The sequence below is a fragment of the uncultured Sphingomonas sp. genome, assembly GCF_964021865.1.
GTDB lineage: Bacteria > Pseudomonadota > Alphaproteobacteria > Sphingomonadales > Sphingomonadaceae > Sphingomonas.
Map to the genome: position 1 here is coordinate 63,619 of NZ_CAXIAM010000003.1, position 15,731 is coordinate 79,349.

Genomic DNA, 15,731 nt, shown 5'->3' on the forward strand with positions numbered 1-15,731 from the left:
GAGTCCAGACGCGCGGTCTTCGCACTTCTTGCTGAAACCTCAGCGTTTCTGGATTTCCGCCGTCGGGGGAATGACGGAGGGAGCCTGATCCGATGACCGACACCCCAGCCCCTCGCATCGTCGCGCTCGACTATTTGCGCGGCGCGGCGGTGCTCGGCATCCTCGTCGCCAACCTGCCCGGCTTCGCGCTGCCCGTTGCCGCCTATTTCTCCCCCGCCGCATGGGGCGGAACGGCGCCCGCCGACGTCGCGGCATGGGCGATTACCTTCGTCTTCGTCGAGGGCAAGATGCGCGGACTGTTCGCCACGCTGTTCGGCGCGTCGATGCTGCTGGTGATCGACCGCGCCGATGCGCGGGGCGGTAATGGTGCGGCGCTCCACCTGCGCCGCATGGCGACATTGTTCGCGATCGGCTGCGCGCACCTCTATTTCGTCTGGAGCGGCGACATTCTCAGCCTCTATGCGCTGGTCGGTTGCGTCGGGCTGCTGTTCAGCGCCGCGCCGCTGCAGCTGTTGCTGTTCGCCGCCGCCGCCTGCCTGCTGCTCGCGCTCGCCAACGGACTGGCGATCGCGGGGCTGGGTGCGGTCGTCGAACAGGTCTTCGGCCGCTCGACCGCCGCCGACCTATCACGCGAGATCGCGGCGATGCGTGGCCGCTGGGCCACCAATGTCGCGTGGCGCTGGCACGAGGAAGCCGGGCCGTTCACCGCCTTCCTTGCCAACGGCCCGGAAACGCTCGCCTATATGCTGTTCGGGATGGCGGGTTTGCGGAGCGGCTTCCTGACAGGCGCCTGGCCGCGCCGCCGCTATGCGATGATCGCAGCGATGGCGCTACTCACCACGCTCCCGATCTTTGCGCTGGTCGCCACGCACACGATCGCACGCAACTTCGACGCGCGAACCGTCGTCCTCGGCAGCTTCGTCGTCGCGCCCTTACTCCGCCCGATCACGGTGGCGGGCTATGCGGCGCTATTGCTGCTGACGGCGGGCGAGGGACGCATCGCCGCCGCGGGACGCGTCGCGCTCAGCAATTACCTGGCGTGCAGCATCGCCTTCACCGCCCTCTTCTACGGTTGGGGCGGGGGGCAGTTCGCGCGCTGGGACCGCGCGACGCTTTACATCCTGCTCATTCCCGCTTGGCCCGCCATGCTGTCGTGGCCACGTTGGTGGCTGGCACGCTTCACCCACGGGCCAGCGGAGTGGCTCTGGCGGTGCTCGGCACGCGGCACATGGGTGACCTTTCGACGCAGTTCTTGCGAACGCGACGCAAATTAGCTTGCGACACGTTCGCATTATCGCTACCCGGAAAAGGACAACGAGGAGCGGTTATGGTCGTCTGCGTTTGTAATGCGATTCGCGAATGTCAGGTCCGCGAAGCGGCACGCGCCGGCGCGACGACAGCCTGCCAGGCATATCGCTGTTATGATCGACAGGCTAAATGCGGACAGTGCGTCGCGTTCGCACGGGAGATCATCGAGCAAGAACGTGCGGCTGCGTAGCGCTCTCATGTTCGTCCAATAGAGTTTTCAGGCTTTCTTCGATACACCCCGGCATGTATTCGGCTTCCATTCTATTGGAGGCAGACACGATGAAGGGTGACCCGAAAGTCATCGAATTTCTGAACGAGTCGCTCAGGAACGAGCTGACCGCGATCAATCAATATTGGTTGCACTACCGTCTGTTCGATCACTGGGGCGTCTACAAGCTCGCCGAGTTCGAGCGCCACGAATCCATCGACGAGATGAAGCACGCCGACTGGTTGGCGGAGCGCATCCTGTTTCTCGATGGCCTTCCCAATTTCCAGCTACTTGGCCGGTTGCGGATCGGTGAGACGGTCGAGGAGATCCTCAAGGCCGATCTGGCGATGGAGATCGAGGCGGTCGCGCAGCTCAAGGCGGCGATCGCTTATTGCGAGGAAGTAAAGGACTTCGTCAGCCGCGAGCTGTTCGCGCGCATCCTTGCCAGCGAGGAAGAGCATGTCGATACGCTGGAGCGGCAGTTCGAGATGATCGAGCGGATGGGTATCCACAATTACATTCAACTCAACTCGATTAGCGAGCACGACAAGCCGGAAAGCGGCGCGGCACCCTATTTGAAGGGGTGATGCCGCACGGCGGTGGGTTCTGCTGACGCGCGTCCCCGCCGCCCTACCCGGTCGCCACTTACTTGATGGGGGGCGGTCAGAGACGTGTTGCCGGCAGCATACCTGCCGTTGTTGTTGAGCTTGTAGAAAGCAGGTGCCGAGCGGCGGGCCCGTCGCAAGCTCGGGGTGAACGGCAGGTGATAGTCGAACCGCCAGCCGAAGCCCGTTCCTCAGCCGATCTTGCGTCCGAAACCGCCCGGACTGCGCGGACGCATCGGCGGTACGAAGGCTGGTGCGGCCGACGCCGGCGGTGTCACCGACACCGGCACCGCTGCGAGCGTCACCCCCGCTTCGCGTTCCAGCAGCGCCAGCGTCTGCAACAGCACCGGGCGCAGCGCGACGACATCCTCGATCGCGCCCTCGGGCGAATCATGATGCTCGATGCACAGCCGTGCGTGATCCTCGATCTTCTCGGCAATCGTCGCCAGCGCCAATGCACCGAACTGCCGCGCCTCGCCTTTCAGCGTGTGCGCCGGGATGACCATCGCCACCGCATTGGCCTTCCGCACCGCCTCTTCCAGTGCGGTAAGCGACTTGATGCCATCTTCGCGGAAATAGCCGAGGATGCGGGCAAAATCGATTCCCAGCTCGGCCTTGGCACGCGCCAGCGCCGGACCATCGACCAGATTGCTCGTTTCCACCGACACCTACGTCTCCCGCCGCCCTTCGGACACCTGCGTTCCGGAATAGCCGCGACCGGTAAACGGCCGGTAAGCGAGCGTTATTTGCCGAACGGATTCTTGGGCGCGCGCAGCATCAACCGCACCGGGACTGCGCCGAATCCCAATTCGCGGCGGATGCCGTTGATAAGGTAGCGTTGATAGCTCATCGGCAATTCGTCGACGCGCGTGCCGAACAACACGAAGCCCGGCGGCCGGGTCTTGGCTTGCGTCAAATACCGCAGCTTGATCCGCTTGCCACCCGGTGCCGGAGGCGGATTGGCCTCGATCGCGCGTTCGAACCAGCGGTTCAGCTCACCGGTGCCCACACGGCGCGACCACGCCTCGCGCGTCTCGAACGCGGCCGCGATCAGCTGGTCGATCCCCTTGCCGGTTGCCGCCGACACTGCGAGCAGCGGCACGCCCTTGACCTGCGCCAGCCCTTCGTCGAGCGCTTTCTTGACGCCGTTGAACAGGCTCGAGGCATTCTCCGCCACGTCCCATTTGTTGAGTGCGATCACCAGCGCGCGGCCTTCCTCCAGCACGCGGTCGGCAATGCGCAAGTCCTGCGCCTCTAGCCCGAGGGTCGCGTCAAGGAGCAGCACCACCACCTCCGCGAAATCGACCGCGTGCAGCGCATCGGCGACCGACAGCTTTTCCAGCTTGTCCTGCACCTTGGCGCGCTTGCGCATCCCGGCGGTGTCGATCAACCGCACCTGCCGCGGACCGTCCGGCCCTTCCCACATCCAATCGATCGCGATCGAGTCGCGCGTGATCCCGGCTTCCGGCCCGGTGATCATCCGGTCTTCGCCGAGCATCCGGTTCACGAGCGTCGACTTGCCCGCGTTCGGGCGTCCGACGATCGCCAGCTTCAGCGGCGCGTCGGGACTTTCGATATCGATCGATTCCTCTGGCTCGGGCTGGAGCGGATCGAGATGCGGCAGCAGCGCCTCGAATAGCTCGACGATCCCCTCGCCATGCTCGGCGGAAAAGGCCACCGGATCACCGAAGCCGAGCGCCATCGCCTCGTAGAAGCCGCCATCGCCCGCACGCCCCTCTGCCTTGTTGGCCAACAACACAATCGGCGTGTCCGACCCACGCAGCCAGCGCGCAATTTCCTCGTCGAGCGGCACGATTCCGGCGCGCGAATCGATCACGAAAAGCGCAACATCGGCGGCATCGATCGCCGCCTGCGTCTGCTGCCGCATCCGGCCGGGCAGCGTGTTGGGATCTTCGTCCTCATACCCTGCAGTGTCGATGATGCGGAAGTCGAGCCCGAGCAGATGCGCATCGCCCTCGCGCCGGTCGCGGGTCACGCCGGGGCGGTCGTCGACCAGCGCGAGCTTCTTGCCGACGAGGCGATTGAACAGCGTCGACTTGCCGACGTTAGGACGGCCGACGATCGCGACGGTGGGAAGGCGGGACATGCGGGTGACCTAAAGATTTATCGGCGTGCGCGATAGGGGCGGGCTTGAGGGGCGCATGTACCCTGCTTTGTTGGACAGGCCTGAACCGCCCGCCATGCGTTCTCGCGAGCGTTGCGAGCAATCTGGAGCCGGACCGAGACGCGCTGGATTGCTTCGCTACACCCGCAATGACGATCATCAGCGCCAGGCGGTAATCACGCCCTTCTCATCGAGCGTGTACAGCGTCTGGTTCGCGATGATCGGACCCATCGAGAACTGATCGCCGGCTTCGATCGTCGTCTGCACGCTGCCGTCGGTCGCCGAGGCGCCGACCAGCTCACCGCGCGAGTTGGTCAGCCAGAGCTTGTCGCCCGCCAGCACCGGGCCGAACCAATTATACGGATCGTTGCGCTTCTCTTCGTTCTTGAACGCGCGCAACTGGCTGATCCAGCGCAGCTTGCCGTTGGCGCGCGACAGGCATACCAGCCGGGCGTCGTCGGTGACGAGGAAGATCCACTCGCCTGCGACCCACGGAGTCGAAATGCCCGCGAGATTCTGCTCCCACATCCGCTGCCCGGTCGCGATCTCCAGCGCGACCATCCGGCCGCCTTCGCCGATCGAATAGACGCGGCCATCGTCGATCACCGGATCGGCGTCGATATCGGCAAGGCTCGACACCGAGGTGGTGATCGAGGTGCGCGACAGTGCGTCCTGCCACAAGGTCCGGCCGTTTTCGTAGCGATAGGCGTTCAGCTCGCCGCTCGAAAAGCCTGCGATGACCGTGCCCGAGCTGGCAGCCGGCGCAGCGACGCCGAACACGCCCTGCGTCTCAAGGCTCGCCGACTGCGTCCAGACGACCTTGCCGTCGCCCTGATCGAGCGCGAAAATCTGATTGTCCTGGCTCAGCACATAGACCTGCCCGTTGGCGACGGTCGGCGCCCCGCGCAGCGGGCCGCCCGGCTTCGCGCGCCACACTACCGCACCATCGGCGGCGTTGACCGCAACGACATCGCCCAGGCCATCGGTGGCGTAGAGCTTGCCTTCGTCGTAGCTGACGCCGCCGCCGAACCGCGCGCTCTTGTTCTCCTCGGTCTCGGTCAGCGCGCGCGTCCACAGCTTCGCGCCGGTGTCGGCGGCGAAGGCGTGCAGCATCGCGTCGACGTCGACCACGAACAGCTTGTTCTCGGCGACGACCGGCCCGGCGGCGAGCCGCGCGCGATTGTTGCCACCGTTAATTTGCGCAGTCCACGCCTTGGCGGGCGTGGCCGAGGCAAGCAGCAGGCTGCCCATCGATTTGGCGGCATTGCCGCCCGGCTGGGTCCAGGCATCGTTGGCGACGCCGACGGGCAGCGTGACGGGAACGTTCTCCAGCCCCTTGTCGACAGTCGCCTGATTCTCCGACATCAGGATCGGAACGCGCTGTCCCACCGTCGGGGTCTTCTTGGGCGCGCCCTTGAAGATGCCGCAGCCGCTCAGTCCCACCAGCGCGGCGAGCGCCAGGCCGGTCGCCACCCGTGTCGTCATCGCGTCGTGTTACCTTCGTTCTTGGCCGGCGCAGCAGCACCAGCGGTCGTCGGCGACGCGGACGTCGCCTTTTCATCCAATACGCCCGCCATCTGAACCGCACGTTGACGCAGCGAGGACGGCACCTGCGTGTCGGCGGCGATCCGCGCGAACACCTGCCCGGCCAGATCGCGGCGCCCCTGTTGCAAATAGGCGGCGGCCATCAGTTCGCCCGCGCTGCCCAGCCAAGGATTGCCCGCGACCGCCAACGGCCGCATCCGCTCCGCAACCACCTCGGGCTTCAACGTGTCAAATTCGGCACTTGTCTGACGGATCAGCGCAAGATCGCGGAACGGTTGCGCCACCGACGCGTCCTGCGCGACGCTGGCGAACTTGGCCGCCGCGCCCTTCAGGTCATTCTTCTGAAGCAGCACATCCGCCTGCGTGAAGGTCGCCAGCACGCGGTAGCCGTCACGCTTCGACTGCGTGAGCGTCGCCAGCGTATCGCTCGCCGACTTCGTGTCGTTGGCGGCAAGCGCGTCATAGGCGGTCTGCAACTGCTCGCCTTCGCGCCCGGCGGCTTGTTCCTGACGATGCTGCCAGAACAGATACGCGCCAAACGCCGCGAGCGCGACCACGACGGCGACGATCAACGCGACGCCGTAGCGCCGCCAGACGTGCAACGCCTGATCGCGACGCAGCTCGTCGTCGACCTCACGCAGGAACGCTTCATTGTTTTGCGGCGTCAGGGCCACCGAATACTCCGGGCTTCACGGAAAAACGCCCGGCGTGTAGCGGTTCGCCGGGATAAACGGAAGGGCCGCCTAGTCCTTGGCCGGATACAACTGCTCCGGACCGGGAAAGGCGCGGGAGCGGACCTCGGCGGCGTACTGTTCCGCGCGTTCGGCGACGAACGTCGCCATGTCGCCATAGCGCTTTACGAAGCGCGGCGTGCGCTCGAACAGCCCCAGCATGTCCTCGGCGACCAGCACCTGCCCGTCACACGCCGCCGACGCGCCGATGCCGATCGTGGGCACGTCGATCGTGCGCGTGATCTCGACCGCGATCGGCTCGATCACGCCCTCGATCACCAGCGCAAACGCGCCCGCCTCGGCGATCGCGCGGGCATCGGCGACGATCTTGCGCGCCTCCGCGGGGCTGCGCCCGCGCGCGCCATAGCCGCCGAGCGCGTTCACCGCCTGGGGGGTGAGCCCGACATGCCCCACGACCGGAATGCCGCGCTCCGACAGGAACTGCACGGTCGGCGCCATCGCGATCCCGCCCTCCAGCTTCACCGCCGCCGCGCCGGTCTGCTTCATCAACGACGCCGCACTCTCGAAGGCCTGCGCGGGCGATGCCTCGTAGCTGCCGAACGGCATATCGATGACCACCGTCGCATGGTGGCTGCCGCGCACCACCGCCGCGCCGTGCGCCGCCATCATCTCCAGCGTGACCGGCACCGTCGAGGGCAGGCCGTAGATCACCTGCCCCAGACTGTCGCCGACCAGCAGCATGTCGCAATGCGGGTCCATGAGTTGCGCCATCCGCACGGTATAGGCGGTCAGCATCACGAGCGGCTCGCCCTTGCCCGCCGCGATCGCCGCCTTGCGCGCGCGTATCGCCGGGACGGTCAGCCGCTTCATTGGCGCAGCGACCGGGGTCGCGCGGCTGGTGGCGGTGTCGATGGTGAAGGTCGTGGACATCGCGCCCTGCTACGCCACGCGCATCAAACGATCCAGCCGCGTCGGCGCGCGACATGCGCCAGATGCAGCGCCAGCGCACCAATCGCCAGGATCAGCAGCGGGAAATAGAGCACATACGGCCCCTTGACCGCGATGATGTCGGTCATCGCGAACATCCAGCCGAACTGAATCATCACCGCGACCAGCGAAACCGTCAGCAGCGCGACCGCATGGCGCGTCCGCGCCAGCAACGCCAGGGCGCCGAGCAGCATCGTGCCGGTCGCAATCGCATAATCGACCCGGTACCAGAGCGGGAGTTGCGCGAACAACGCGCGGTCGTAATCGCTCGCCGCCCCCATCGCGTCTGCGCCGTCGCGCAACTGGCTGACGCACGCCGCGACCCCCATGACACCCCAGAGCACCAGCACCGCCGCAGCGACGTAGAACCACCAGGGCGCGCGCTTCTTTCCTTCGCCTTGCATGGTTCAGTGCATAGCAACCGGGTGGTCGATCGGCGACGCATAATCCGCCATCCGCGCCAGTTCGGCGGGCAGCAGCAGCGTCACCGCCCGCCCCTCCAGCTCGATCAACTGCTGCTGCCGCATCATCTGCAGCGTCCGGTTGACGTGCACACTGGTAAGCCCGAGCGTGTCGGCCAGCATTTCCTGCGTCAGCGGCATCTTGAAGTGCGTGTCGCTCGCCAGCCCGACGCCGCGCAGCCGATCGCGCAGCTCAAGCAGCAGATGCGCGAAACGCTCGATCGCGACCTGTCGCCCCAGCCGCGCGGTGGCATCGAGCAGGCGGTGGACCGTCGCCATCGTGTGCCGCCGCAGCGCGTCGTCGAGCAGCGCAGGATCGGGCAACCACGTGCCGTCGAGGTCAATCAGCGTCACCGGCGTCAAGGCGACGATCGTCGCCGGATAGGCCGCGTCGCGTTCAAGCGGCAACGGATCGCCGGGCAGGAGCAGATGCTGGACCTGTCGCCGCCCGTCGGCGAAGTGACGGACCAGCGCGGCCCAGCCGGCCCGCATCGTCCAGATTCCAGCGACCGCTTCCCCCTCGTGGACGATCTCGCGGCGCGAGCGGACCACGCGCGGCGCGAATCGCCGTTGAGTGAGTCCGATCGACGCCGACAGGCCCGGCACGAGCTGCTCGAGCCGGCGGTGCACTGGATCGTGGCGATCGATCGTCACGCGCGGCGGAGTCGGGCCAGCCGACGTGCTCATGGCGGCGGCCGCGGATGATCCGCACGGCAGGCGAGAACGGCTTTGGCGGGTGACGCCATCTGACCTCCACGCGCCGGAGGTGCGGGAGCCGGGTCAGAAAATCCCGGAGTCGCGCCGAACGGTGCGGCGTACATCGTACCAGCCGCGAGGCAGCGGCGGAATGAAAATCATTGAATTGTAACGATTGGTCGGGGCGACAGGATTCGAACCTGCGACCCCCACACCCCCAGTGTGATGCGCTACCAGGCTGCGCTACGCCCCGACCGAGGGGGCGCCTCTACGCCCGCTCGCGGCACGATGCAAGCGGGTTGGCCGCATGTTGCGTGGGACGCGCCGCAATGATAGCGGCAGCGACTTCGCGCGGCCGTCTCCCGGCCGCCCAACGGTCATGCACGGAAACCGATGCTCATCTCTCCCGCTTATGCGCAGACCGCCAGCGGCGCCGCCCAAGGCGGCGGCCTCGCCGGCTTCATCAGCCTCGCGCCGCTGCTCCTCGTCTTCGTCGTCTTCTACTTCCTGATGATCCGTCCGCAGCAGCGCCGCATGAAGTCGCTCCAGAGCGCGGTCGCCGGCGTGAAAAAGGGCGACACGGTCGTCACCGCGGGTGGGCTGATCGGCAAGGTCACCCGCGTCGAGGACGACACGGTCGAGGTCGAGATCGCGCCCAATACCCGCGTACGCGTCGTCAAGGCGACGCTCGCCGAGGTCACGCCGCTCGGCGGCAAGCCGGCGAACGACTGACATGCTCGACTTTCCCCGCTGGAAGGTCGCCGGCATCTGGCTGCTGCTCGCGGCATTGGTATCGCTGTCGATCCCGACCTTCATTCCTGAAAGCGTGACGCAATCGTGGGGGATCACCCTTCCGCGCGTCAACAAGGGGCTGGATCTGGCCGGCGGCAGCTATCTCCTGCTCGAGGCCGACACCAACGACGTCGCCGCGACTCGCGTCGAGGCGATGCGCGAACAGGTGCAGACCGAGATGCGCCGCCAGAACCCGCGCATCGAGATCGGCGAGATCTCCAGCCGCGGCGGGCAATTGTCGTTCCTGTTGCGCGATCCGCGCCAGGTTGATGCCGCGCGGGAACGGCTGCTCCAGATCACCGGCACCGGCGCGGGAATGACTGGGCAGCGCCAGTGGGACATCCAGGTGGTCGACACCAGCCGCTTCGTCCTGACGCCGACCGCAGAGGGGCTGAAGCAGGCGGTGGAGACCGCGATGGGCGACGCGACCGAGGTCGTGCGCCGCCGCATCGACGAAATGGGCACGCGTGAGCCGACGATCGTCCGTCAGGGCAGCAACCGCATCGTCGTGCAGGTGCCGGGCTTGCAGGACCCGCAGGCGCTCAAGGACCTGCTCGGCAAGACCGCCAAGCTCGAGTTCAAGCTGGTCGACGTCAACGCTGATCCTCAGGCGCTCGCCAAGGGGCAGGCGCCGGCCGGCGACCAGATCCTGCCCTATCCGAACAATCCTTCGGGCATCCCGCTGATCGCGGTGAAGCGGCAGGCGATCATTACCGGCGACATGCTGAGCGACGCACGGCAGGAATTCGAGCCGCAGACCAACCAGCCTCAGGTTTCGATGACCTTCGACAGCCAGGGCGGTCGCCGCTTCGCGCGCACCACGCAGGAGAATGTCGGCAAGCCGTTCGCGATCATCGTCGACAACAGCGTGATCTCCGCGCCCAACATCAACGAGCCGATCATCGGCGGCCGCGCCGCGATCAACGGCGGCTTCACGGTCGAAAGCGCCAACCAGCTCGCGATCGCGCTGCGCTCGGGCAAGCTGCCGGTCGACCTGAAGATCGTCGAGGAATCGACGGTCGGGCCGGACCTCGGCGCCGATTCGATCCGCGCCGGCATCCTCGCCTCGGCGGTCGCTGTCGCGCTGGTCGTCGCGTTCATGCTGGTTACCTACGGCCGCTTCGGCGTTTATGCGAACCTCGCGGTCGTCATTAACGTGTTCGTGATCCTCGGCGTGATGGCGCTGCTCAAGGGCACGCTGACGCTGCCGGGCATCGCCGGCTTCGTGCTGACGATCGGCACCGCGGTCGACGCCAACGTGCTCATCAACGAACGCATCCGCGAGGAACGTCACCGCGGGCGCAACGTGGTGCAGGCGGTCGAGCTGGGCTATAAGGAAGCCAGCCGCACGATCTTCGAGGCGAATGTGACGCACGCGATCTCGGGCATCATCATGTTCGTGCTGGGCTCCGGCCCGGTGAAGGGCTTTGCGGTCGTGCTGCTGATCGGCATCGCCACCAGCGTGTTCACCGCCGTCACCTTCACGCGGATGCTGGTCGCCGGCTGGCTGCGCCGCGCCAAGCCGAAGACGATCAACATATGATCGCGCAGACCCTTCTCTCCCCTAACCGGACCCCGGCCTCGGCCGGGGCGGCGAGGACGTCATGAAATTGCTCAAGCTCGTCCCCGACGACACAAATATTGACTTCGTCCGCCTGCGCGGGCTTGCGTTCGGGCTGACCCTGCTGCTCAGCGTACTCGCGGTCGGGATCACCTTCTACAAGGGGCTGAATTTCGGCGTCGACTTCGAAGGCGGCCTGATGATTGAGGAGCGTTTCGCGCAGACTCCCGATCTCAACCGCGTCCGCAGTGTCGTCGACGCGCAGGGTGTCGGCGAGGCCGCGCTCCAGCAGTTCGGCGACCCGCGCACCGTCACGATCCGCCTCCCCGTCCAGCAGGGCGGTGACGAAGGCGCCACCAACCGCGCGGTTCGCAAGGTAGAAGCCTCGCTGTTGCAGGCATTTCCGGGTGCCGAATTCCGCCGCTACTCGACGGTGTCGGGCAAGGTCTCGGGCGAGTTGATCCGCAACGGCGTGCTCGCGGTCGTGCTCGCGATTCTCGGCATCGGGTTGTTCGCGATCTTCCGCTTCGAATGGCAGTTCGGCGTGTCGACGATCGTCGCGATCGTCCATGACCTGTTGATGACGCTTGGCTTCTTCGCGCTAACGCAGTTCGAGTTCGACCTGAACATCGTCGCGGCGGTGCTGACGATCATCGGTTATTCGATTAACGACAAGATCGTCATCGACGATCGCATCCGCGAGAACATGCGCCGCTATCGCAAGATGGACATGCGTGAGATCATCAACTTGTCGGTCAACGAGACGCTGCCGCGGACCGTGATGACCTCGGTGACGATCCTGCTCGCGCTCGCGGCGCTATTGTTCCTCGGCGGGCACGTGCTGCGCGGCTTCACCGCCGCGATGACGCTCGGCATCATCGTCGGCACCTATTCGTCGATCTACGTCTCGTCGTCGCTGCTCATCACGCTGGGCCTGCGCGCCGAGCCGGAGAGTGAGAAGCCGGTGCGCGGCAAGAGCATCGCCGACAACGCGGAACGCGTCGGGCCGCGCGCCTGACCCGCGCCGGGGAGCACGCACGATGAGGATGGACCGTGAGCGCGACGCCGCCGGCCCGCTGGTGCGCGGCTTCGGCCCGGCTGGGTTCAAGGTCGACGCGCCGGACGGAACGATGGGCGTCTATCCGGCGCTGCTGCTGACCGCGACGCGCGCCGACAGCTGGACCCCTCCCCTATTCGAGACGCTCGACGAAGCGGCGCTGGCGCCGTTGCTGGGCGAGTCGATCGAGTTCGTGCTGCTCGGCACCGGTGCCGAGCTGCGCCGCCCGCCACGCACCTTGGTGGCGTCGCTGGAGAAGCGCGGGATCGGCATTGAGGCGATGGACAGCCGCGCCGCGGCGCGCGCTTGGGGCGTGCTACGCGCCGAAGAACGCCGCATCGCCGCTGCGCTCTACCCGCTGGAGGGGTAAGCGGCGCGAAGGATTATTCGGTTTGCTCCGTCATCAACCTCAGACCGCGCTCAGTCATCCTTAACCAGTCGCCCTTCGCGCGCCTTGAAGTAGAATTGGCTCGCCACCAGCCAGCCTTTGATCGGCCGCAGCGGCAAGACGGTACTGATCAGCAGCACCGGCAGGCTGACGACCACATGCATCCACCACGGCGGATCGGCGAGGATCTGCAACATCAGCGTGAAGATCACACCGGGCAGGCACGCGAACAATTGCACGAACACCGCGGGGCCGTCCGCCGGGTCGGCGTAGGAATAATCCAGTCCGCACACCGGGCAGTGATCGCGGATCGAAAGAAAGCCGCGGAACAGCGCGCCCTTGCCGCAGCGCGGGCAGCAGCCGCGCACCCCAGTCTGTAGCGGCGACAGTCGCGGCCAGACATGGCCGGCGTCGTCGACGAGGCGCGGATCACTGGCGTCGGTCATCGCAACTCCCTACGCCGCCACAAGGCGATCCGCCACAATCCGCGTCAGTTGATCGCGTTGGCCACGTCCATGACGTCGAGCGACTGCGCCGTCACCCAGCCGAATTCGTAATTCGCGACGAACAGCGCGAACAGCGTCGTGGCAACGATCGTTGTCCGCACGATCACCCGTTTCAGCGAAAATTCGTGAGGGGCGCTTTCGGCGGTGCCGGGCATGTGCGCCTCCCCCGCCTCGGCGGAGGTACGCACCCCGAACGGCAGCACCAGAAAGACCGAGAACGCCCAGAAGAGGACGTAGATCGCCAACATCGATGTCCAGCGCATCCGCGTCCTCCCTGGCCAGCGATCAGACCTGAACGATCACGACGTCGACAATCGGCTTCTTGCCGGTCCAGCGCGTCGCGACCTTGCGCACCGCCATCCGCACGTCCTCGCGCAGCCGCTCGCGATCGCGCGGCCGCCCGGCCATCGCCTCGGCTGCCGCTTCAACCGCATCGGCAAGGAACGGCTCGCGCTCCTCCTCGACCGGGACGCCCTGTACGCGCACCTCGGGCGTGCCGCCCGCGCGGCCGTTGCGATCGACCGCGATCCCGACCGAGATCTGGCCGTTGACCGCAACCCGGCGTCGCTCGTTGATCGTGCTGCCATCGGCGGGCAGGATCACGTCCCCGTCGAGCACCAGCCGCCCGATCGGCACGTTGCCGATCTTCTTCGGCGCACCCGGTGCCAGCCGCACCATGTCGCCATTGGTCTGCACCACCGCATTGGCGATACCCTGCGACAGGCCGTAGCGCGCGTGCTCCATCAGGTGCCGCATCTCGCCATGCACCGGCACGAGCGAGGTCGGACGCAGCCAGCCGTACATCTTGGCGAGTTCCGGCCGCCCCGGGTGCCCGGAGACGTGCACATGCGCCTGCTTCTCGGTCACCATCTCGACGCCCTTGGCGGCAAGCTGGTTCTGGATGCGGCCGATCGCGACCTCGTTGCCGGGGATCTGCTTCGACGAAAAGATCACCATGTCACCCATATCGAGTGCGACAGGGTGGCTGCCCGCCGCGATCCGCGCCAACGCGGCACGCTCCTCGCCCTGCCCGCCGGTCGCGACGATCAGGACACGGTTCTTGGGCAGCCGCATCGCGGCATCGACGTCGACGGTCTGTGGGAAGTTCTTGAGATAGCCGGTCGCCTTGGCGACGCGGATGATCCGATCGAGCGAGCGTCCCGTCACGCAGAGCTTGCGTCCGGTTTCCTCGGCGACCTGCCCGAGCGTGTGGAGCCGCGCCGCGTTCGACGCGAAGGTTGTCACTACGACGCGCCCGCGCGCGCGCGCGACACTCTTGGCGAGCCCTTCGCGGACGCTCGCCTCGCTCGGCGACGCTTCGGCGTTGAAGACGTTCGTCGAGTCGCAGACGAGCACGTCGATGCCCTCCGCGCCGATCTCTGCGAGTTCCTCGGGGGTCGCAGGCTGGCCGATCACCGGAGTCGGATCGAGCTTCCAATCGCCAGTGTGGAACACCTTGCCCGCCGCGGTGCCGATCACGAGCGCGTTCGCTTCCGGGATCGAGTGCGACAGCGGCACGACCTCGACCTCGAACGGCCCGACCTTGAACGACTTGCGCGCCTCGACCAGCCGGATCTTGACGCGATCCTCGATCCGCTCTTCTTCCAGCTTCCCGCGCACCAGCCCGGCGGTGAACGGCGTGGCATAGATCGGCACGCCAAGGTCTTCAGCCAAATACGGCAACGCGCCGATATGGTCCTCGTGACCATGCGTCAGCACAATCCCGACCAGATCGTCGATCCGCTCCTCGATAAAGCGCAGATCGGGCAGGATCACGTCGATTCCGGGGTAATGCGCGTCGGCGAAGGTCACGCCGCAATCAACCATCAGCCATTTGCCGGCGTGGCCATAAAGGATCACGTTCATGCCGATTTCGCCGGACCCACCCAGCGCGCAGAAAAGAAGCTCGTTATTCTTCGGTGTCATTATATTCCTTTGAGTGCCGGCACCGCGGCCCGCCCGCATCACAGCGGCAGGCATGGAAGACGGACGATCGCGCCGGCAAAGCGGTCATGCGTCGATATGGGCGCGCGCGTACATGATCGCCAGACCCTGGATCGTCAGGTCCGGCTCGATCGCGTCGAACGCGTTGGTATGTTGTTCAAAAAGCGTGGCGAGGCCGCCGGTGGCGATCACCTTTACGGGGCGGGCGATCTCGCGCTTCATTCGCGCGACCAGCCCCTCGATCATCGCGATGTAGCCCCAGTAGATCCCGATGTTCATCTGGTCGACGGTGTTACGGCCGATCACGCTTTCGTTCGCCGGCGCCTCGATGGCGATCCGCGGCAGCTTGGCGGCGGCCATCACCAGCGCGTCGAGCGACAGGTTGATCCCCGGCGCGATGATCCCGCCCTTGTATGCGCCGTCGAAGTCGGAATGGTCGAAGGTCGTCGCGGTGCCGAAGTCGATCACGATCAGGTCGCCGGCATGGAGCGCATGCGCCGCGATCGTGTTGACCGCGCGATCGGCGCCGAGACTGCGTGGCTCGTCGACGTCGACCGATAGCTGCCACTCGACCGGCGCACGCCCGGCGATCAACGCATCGGTGCGGAAATACTTGCTGGCGAGAACCTCGAGATTGTGAAGGGCGCGCGGGACGACGGTGGAGATAATGACCGCGGTCACATCCTCGCGCGTATAGCCCTCGAGCTGGAGCAACTGGCTAAGCCACACCGCATATTCGTCGGCGGTGCGGCGCGGGTCGGTGGCGATCCGCCAGCGCGCGCGGATCTCGCGCGTCGCCGGCTGGACCAGCGCGAAGACGATATTGGTGTTGCCGGCATCGACCGCGAGCAGCATC

General features: G+C 66.4%; 18 protein-coding genes and 1 tRNA gene. 7 read left to right on the forward strand and 12 right to left on the reverse strand.

The features are described from left to right. Positions 1-92: 92 nt before the first annotated feature. The 3 genes from AADI75_RS01610 (at position 93) to bfr (ending at position 2,103) form a co-directional block, all read left to right on the forward strand. Positions 93-1,274, forward strand: a complete 1,182-nt coding sequence (locus tag AADI75_RS01610) for a DUF418 domain-containing protein (RefSeq protein ID WP_341207314.1) — start codon at positions 93-95, stop codon at positions 1,272-1,274. Between the two features lie 53 nt (positions 1,275-1,327). Beyond that, on the forward strand, positions 1,328-1,498 hold the full coding sequence (locus tag AADI75_RS01615) for a (2Fe-2S)-binding protein (RefSeq protein ID WP_341207315.1): 171 nt from the start codon (positions 1,328-1,330) through the stop codon (positions 1,496-1,498). An 89-nt stretch (positions 1,499-1,587) separates the two neighbouring features. Next, complete coding sequence (gene bfr, locus AADI75_RS01620; RefSeq protein WP_058755479.1) at positions 1,588-2,103, forward strand: bacterioferritin; 516 nt, start codon at positions 1,588-1,590, stop codon at positions 2,101-2,103. A gap of 209 nt (positions 2,104-2,312) precedes the next feature. Here the strand turns inward: bfr and AADI75_RS01625 are convergent, their stop codons facing one another. The 8 genes from AADI75_RS01625 to AADI75_RS01660 all read right to left on the reverse strand — a co-directional run bounded on the left by AADI75_RS01625 (position 2,313) and on the right by AADI75_RS01660 (position 8,880). Next, entirely contained in the window at positions 2,313-2,789 is a 477-nt protein-coding gene (locus tag AADI75_RS01625; RefSeq protein ID WP_341207316.1) for an Hpt domain-containing protein, read from the reverse strand. A 74-nt stretch (positions 2,790-2,863) separates the two neighbouring features. Further along, a complete protein-coding gene (gene der, locus AADI75_RS01630) occupies positions 2,864-4,228 on the reverse strand; it encodes a ribosome biogenesis GTPase Der (RefSeq protein ID WP_341207317.1) in 1,365 nt (454 codons plus the stop codon). 177 nt (positions 4,229-4,405) lie between these two features. Continuing rightward, positions 4,406-5,731, reverse strand: coding sequence for a PQQ-binding-like beta-propeller repeat protein (locus AADI75_RS01635; RefSeq protein ID WP_341207318.1), 1,326 nt, complete (start codon positions 5,729-5,731; stop codon positions 4,406-4,408). Beyond that, complete coding sequence (locus AADI75_RS01640; protein ID WP_341207319.1) at positions 5,728-6,465, reverse strand: tetratricopeptide repeat protein; 738 nt, start codon at positions 6,463-6,465, stop codon at positions 5,728-5,730. Before AADI75_RS01640 ends, AADI75_RS01635 begins: the two co-directional genes overlap by 4 nt. A 69-nt stretch (positions 6,466-6,534) precedes the next feature. Then, the gene (gene panB / locus AADI75_RS01645) at positions 6,535-7,413 is read right to left on the reverse strand and encodes a 3-methyl-2-oxobutanoate hydroxymethyltransferase (protein ID WP_341207320.1); all 879 of its coding nucleotides are present in this window, start codon (positions 7,411-7,413) and stop codon (positions 6,535-6,537) included. 23 nt (positions 7,414-7,436) lie between these two features. Next, the gene (locus AADI75_RS01650) at positions 7,437-7,874 is read right to left on the reverse strand and encodes a hypothetical protein (RefSeq protein ID WP_341207321.1); all 438 of its coding nucleotides are present in this window, start codon (positions 7,872-7,874) and stop codon (positions 7,437-7,439) included. A gap of 3 nt (positions 7,875-7,877) precedes the next feature. Beyond that, positions 7,878-8,618, reverse strand: a complete 741-nt coding sequence (locus tag AADI75_RS01655; protein ID WP_341207322.1) for a Crp/Fnr family transcriptional regulator — start codon at positions 8,616-8,618, stop codon at positions 7,878-7,880. A 185-nt stretch (positions 8,619-8,803) separates the two neighbouring features. After that, a tRNA-Pro gene (locus AADI75_RS01660) sits at positions 8,804-8,880 on the reverse strand. A gap of 140 nt (positions 8,881-9,020) precedes the next feature. Here AADI75_RS01660 and yajC point away from each other — a divergent pair. From yajC to AADI75_RS01680, 4 genes are all read left to right on the forward strand, one after another. Further along, positions 9,021-9,359, forward strand: coding sequence for a preprotein translocase subunit YajC (yajC, locus tag AADI75_RS01665; RefSeq protein ID WP_341207323.1), 339 nt, complete (start codon positions 9,021-9,023; stop codon positions 9,357-9,359). A 1-nt stretch (position 9,360) separates the two neighbouring features. Beyond that, positions 9,361-10,962 (forward strand): protein translocase subunit SecD, encoded by a 1,602-nt coding sequence (secD, locus tag AADI75_RS01670; protein WP_341207324.1) that lies wholly within the window; start codon positions 9,361-9,363, stop codon positions 10,960-10,962. A gap of 61 nt (positions 10,963-11,023) precedes the next feature. Next, the gene (secF, locus tag AADI75_RS01675; RefSeq protein ID WP_341207325.1) at positions 11,024-11,998 is read left to right on the forward strand and encodes a protein translocase subunit SecF; all 975 of its coding nucleotides are present in this window, start codon (positions 11,024-11,026) and stop codon (positions 11,996-11,998) included. Positions 11,999-12,020: 22 nt separating this feature from the next. Next, positions 12,021-12,407 carry an Mth938-like domain-containing protein gene (locus tag AADI75_RS01680; protein WP_341207326.1) on the forward strand — a complete coding sequence of 129 codons (387 nt, stop codon included), beginning with the start codon at positions 12,021-12,023 and terminating at the stop codon, positions 12,405-12,407. A gap of 50 nt (positions 12,408-12,457) precedes the next feature. Here the strand turns inward: AADI75_RS01680 and AADI75_RS01685 are convergent, their stop codons facing one another. The 4 genes from AADI75_RS01685 to AADI75_RS01700 all read right to left on the reverse strand — a co-directional run bounded on the left by AADI75_RS01685 (position 12,458) and on the right by AADI75_RS01700 (position 15,730). Next, positions 12,458-12,871, reverse strand: a complete 414-nt coding sequence (locus tag AADI75_RS01685) for a DUF983 domain-containing protein (RefSeq protein WP_341207327.1) — start codon at positions 12,869-12,871, stop codon at positions 12,458-12,460. Between the two features lie 44 nt (positions 12,872-12,915). After that, positions 12,916-13,194, reverse strand: coding sequence for a DUF1467 family protein (locus tag AADI75_RS01690; RefSeq protein WP_341207328.1), 279 nt, complete (start codon positions 13,192-13,194; stop codon positions 12,916-12,918). Positions 13,195-13,216: 22 nt separating this feature from the next. Then, positions 13,217-14,857, reverse strand: coding sequence for a ribonuclease J (locus tag AADI75_RS01695; RefSeq protein WP_341207329.1), 1,641 nt, complete (start codon positions 14,855-14,857; stop codon positions 13,217-13,219). 84 nt (positions 14,858-14,941) lie between these two features. Continuing rightward, complete coding sequence (locus AADI75_RS01700; RefSeq protein ID WP_341207330.1) at positions 14,942-15,730, reverse strand: type III pantothenate kinase; 789 nt, start codon at positions 15,728-15,730, stop codon at positions 14,942-14,944. Position 15,731: the final 1 nt, after the last annotated feature.

What these genes read in the sequence shown, in the direction of transcription:
- AADI75_RS01695 (WP_341207329.1), bottom strand. Translation starts at nt 14,857, where the DNA reads ATGACACCGAAGAATAACGAGCTTCTTTTCTGCGCGCTGGGTGGGTCC.
- AADI75_RS01610 (WP_341207314.1), top strand. Translation starts at nt 93, where the DNA reads ATGACCGACACCCCAGCCCCTCGCATCGTCGCGCTCGACTATTTGCGC.
- panB (WP_341207320.1), bottom strand. Translation starts at nt 7,413, where the DNA reads ATGTCCACGACCTTCACCATCGACACCGCCACCAGCCGCGCGACCCCG.
- secD (WP_341207324.1), top strand. Translation starts at nt 9,361, where the DNA reads ATGCTCGACTTTCCCCGCTGGAAGGTCGCCGGCATCTGGCTGCTGCTC.
- AADI75_RS01685 (WP_341207327.1), bottom strand. Translation starts at nt 12,871, where the DNA reads ATGACCGACGCCAGTGATCCGCGCCTCGTCGACGACGCCGGCCATGTC.
- bfr (WP_058755479.1), top strand. Translation starts at nt 1,588, where the DNA reads ATGAAGGGTGACCCGAAAGTCATCGAATTTCTGAACGAGTCGCTCAGG.
- der (WP_341207317.1), bottom strand. Translation starts at nt 4,228, where the DNA reads ATGTCCCGCCTTCCCACCGTCGCGATCGTCGGCCGTCCTAACGTCGGC.
- AADI75_RS01650 (WP_341207321.1), bottom strand. Translation starts at nt 7,874, where the DNA reads ATGCAAGGCGAAGGAAAGAAGCGCGCGCCCTGGTGGTTCTACGTCGCT.
- AADI75_RS01680 (WP_341207326.1), top strand. Translation starts at nt 12,021, where the DNA reads ATGAGGATGGACCGTGAGCGCGACGCCGCCGGCCCGCTGGTGCGCGGC.
- AADI75_RS01635 (WP_341207318.1), bottom strand. Translation starts at nt 5,731, where the DNA reads ATGACGACACGGGTGGCGACCGGCCTGGCGCTCGCCGCGCTGGTGGGA.
- AADI75_RS01690 (WP_341207328.1), bottom strand. Translation starts at nt 13,194, where the DNA reads ATGCGCTGGACATCGATGTTGGCGATCTACGTCCTCTTCTGGGCGTTC.
- yajC (WP_341207323.1), top strand. Translation starts at nt 9,021, where the DNA reads ATGCTCATCTCTCCCGCTTATGCGCAGACCGCCAGCGGCGCCGCCCAA.
- AADI75_RS01615 (WP_341207315.1), top strand. Translation starts at nt 1,328, where the DNA reads ATGGTCGTCTGCGTTTGTAATGCGATTCGCGAATGTCAGGTCCGCGAA.
- secF (WP_341207325.1), top strand. Translation starts at nt 11,024, where the DNA reads ATGAAATTGCTCAAGCTCGTCCCCGACGACACAAATATTGACTTCGTC.
- AADI75_RS01655 (WP_341207322.1), bottom strand. Translation starts at nt 8,618, where the DNA reads ATGAGCACGTCGGCTGGCCCGACTCCGCCGCGCGTGACGATCGATCGC.
- AADI75_RS01700 (WP_341207330.1), bottom strand. Translation starts at nt 15,730, where the DNA reads ATGCTGCTCGCGGTCGATGCCGGCAACACCAATATCGTCTTCGCGCTG.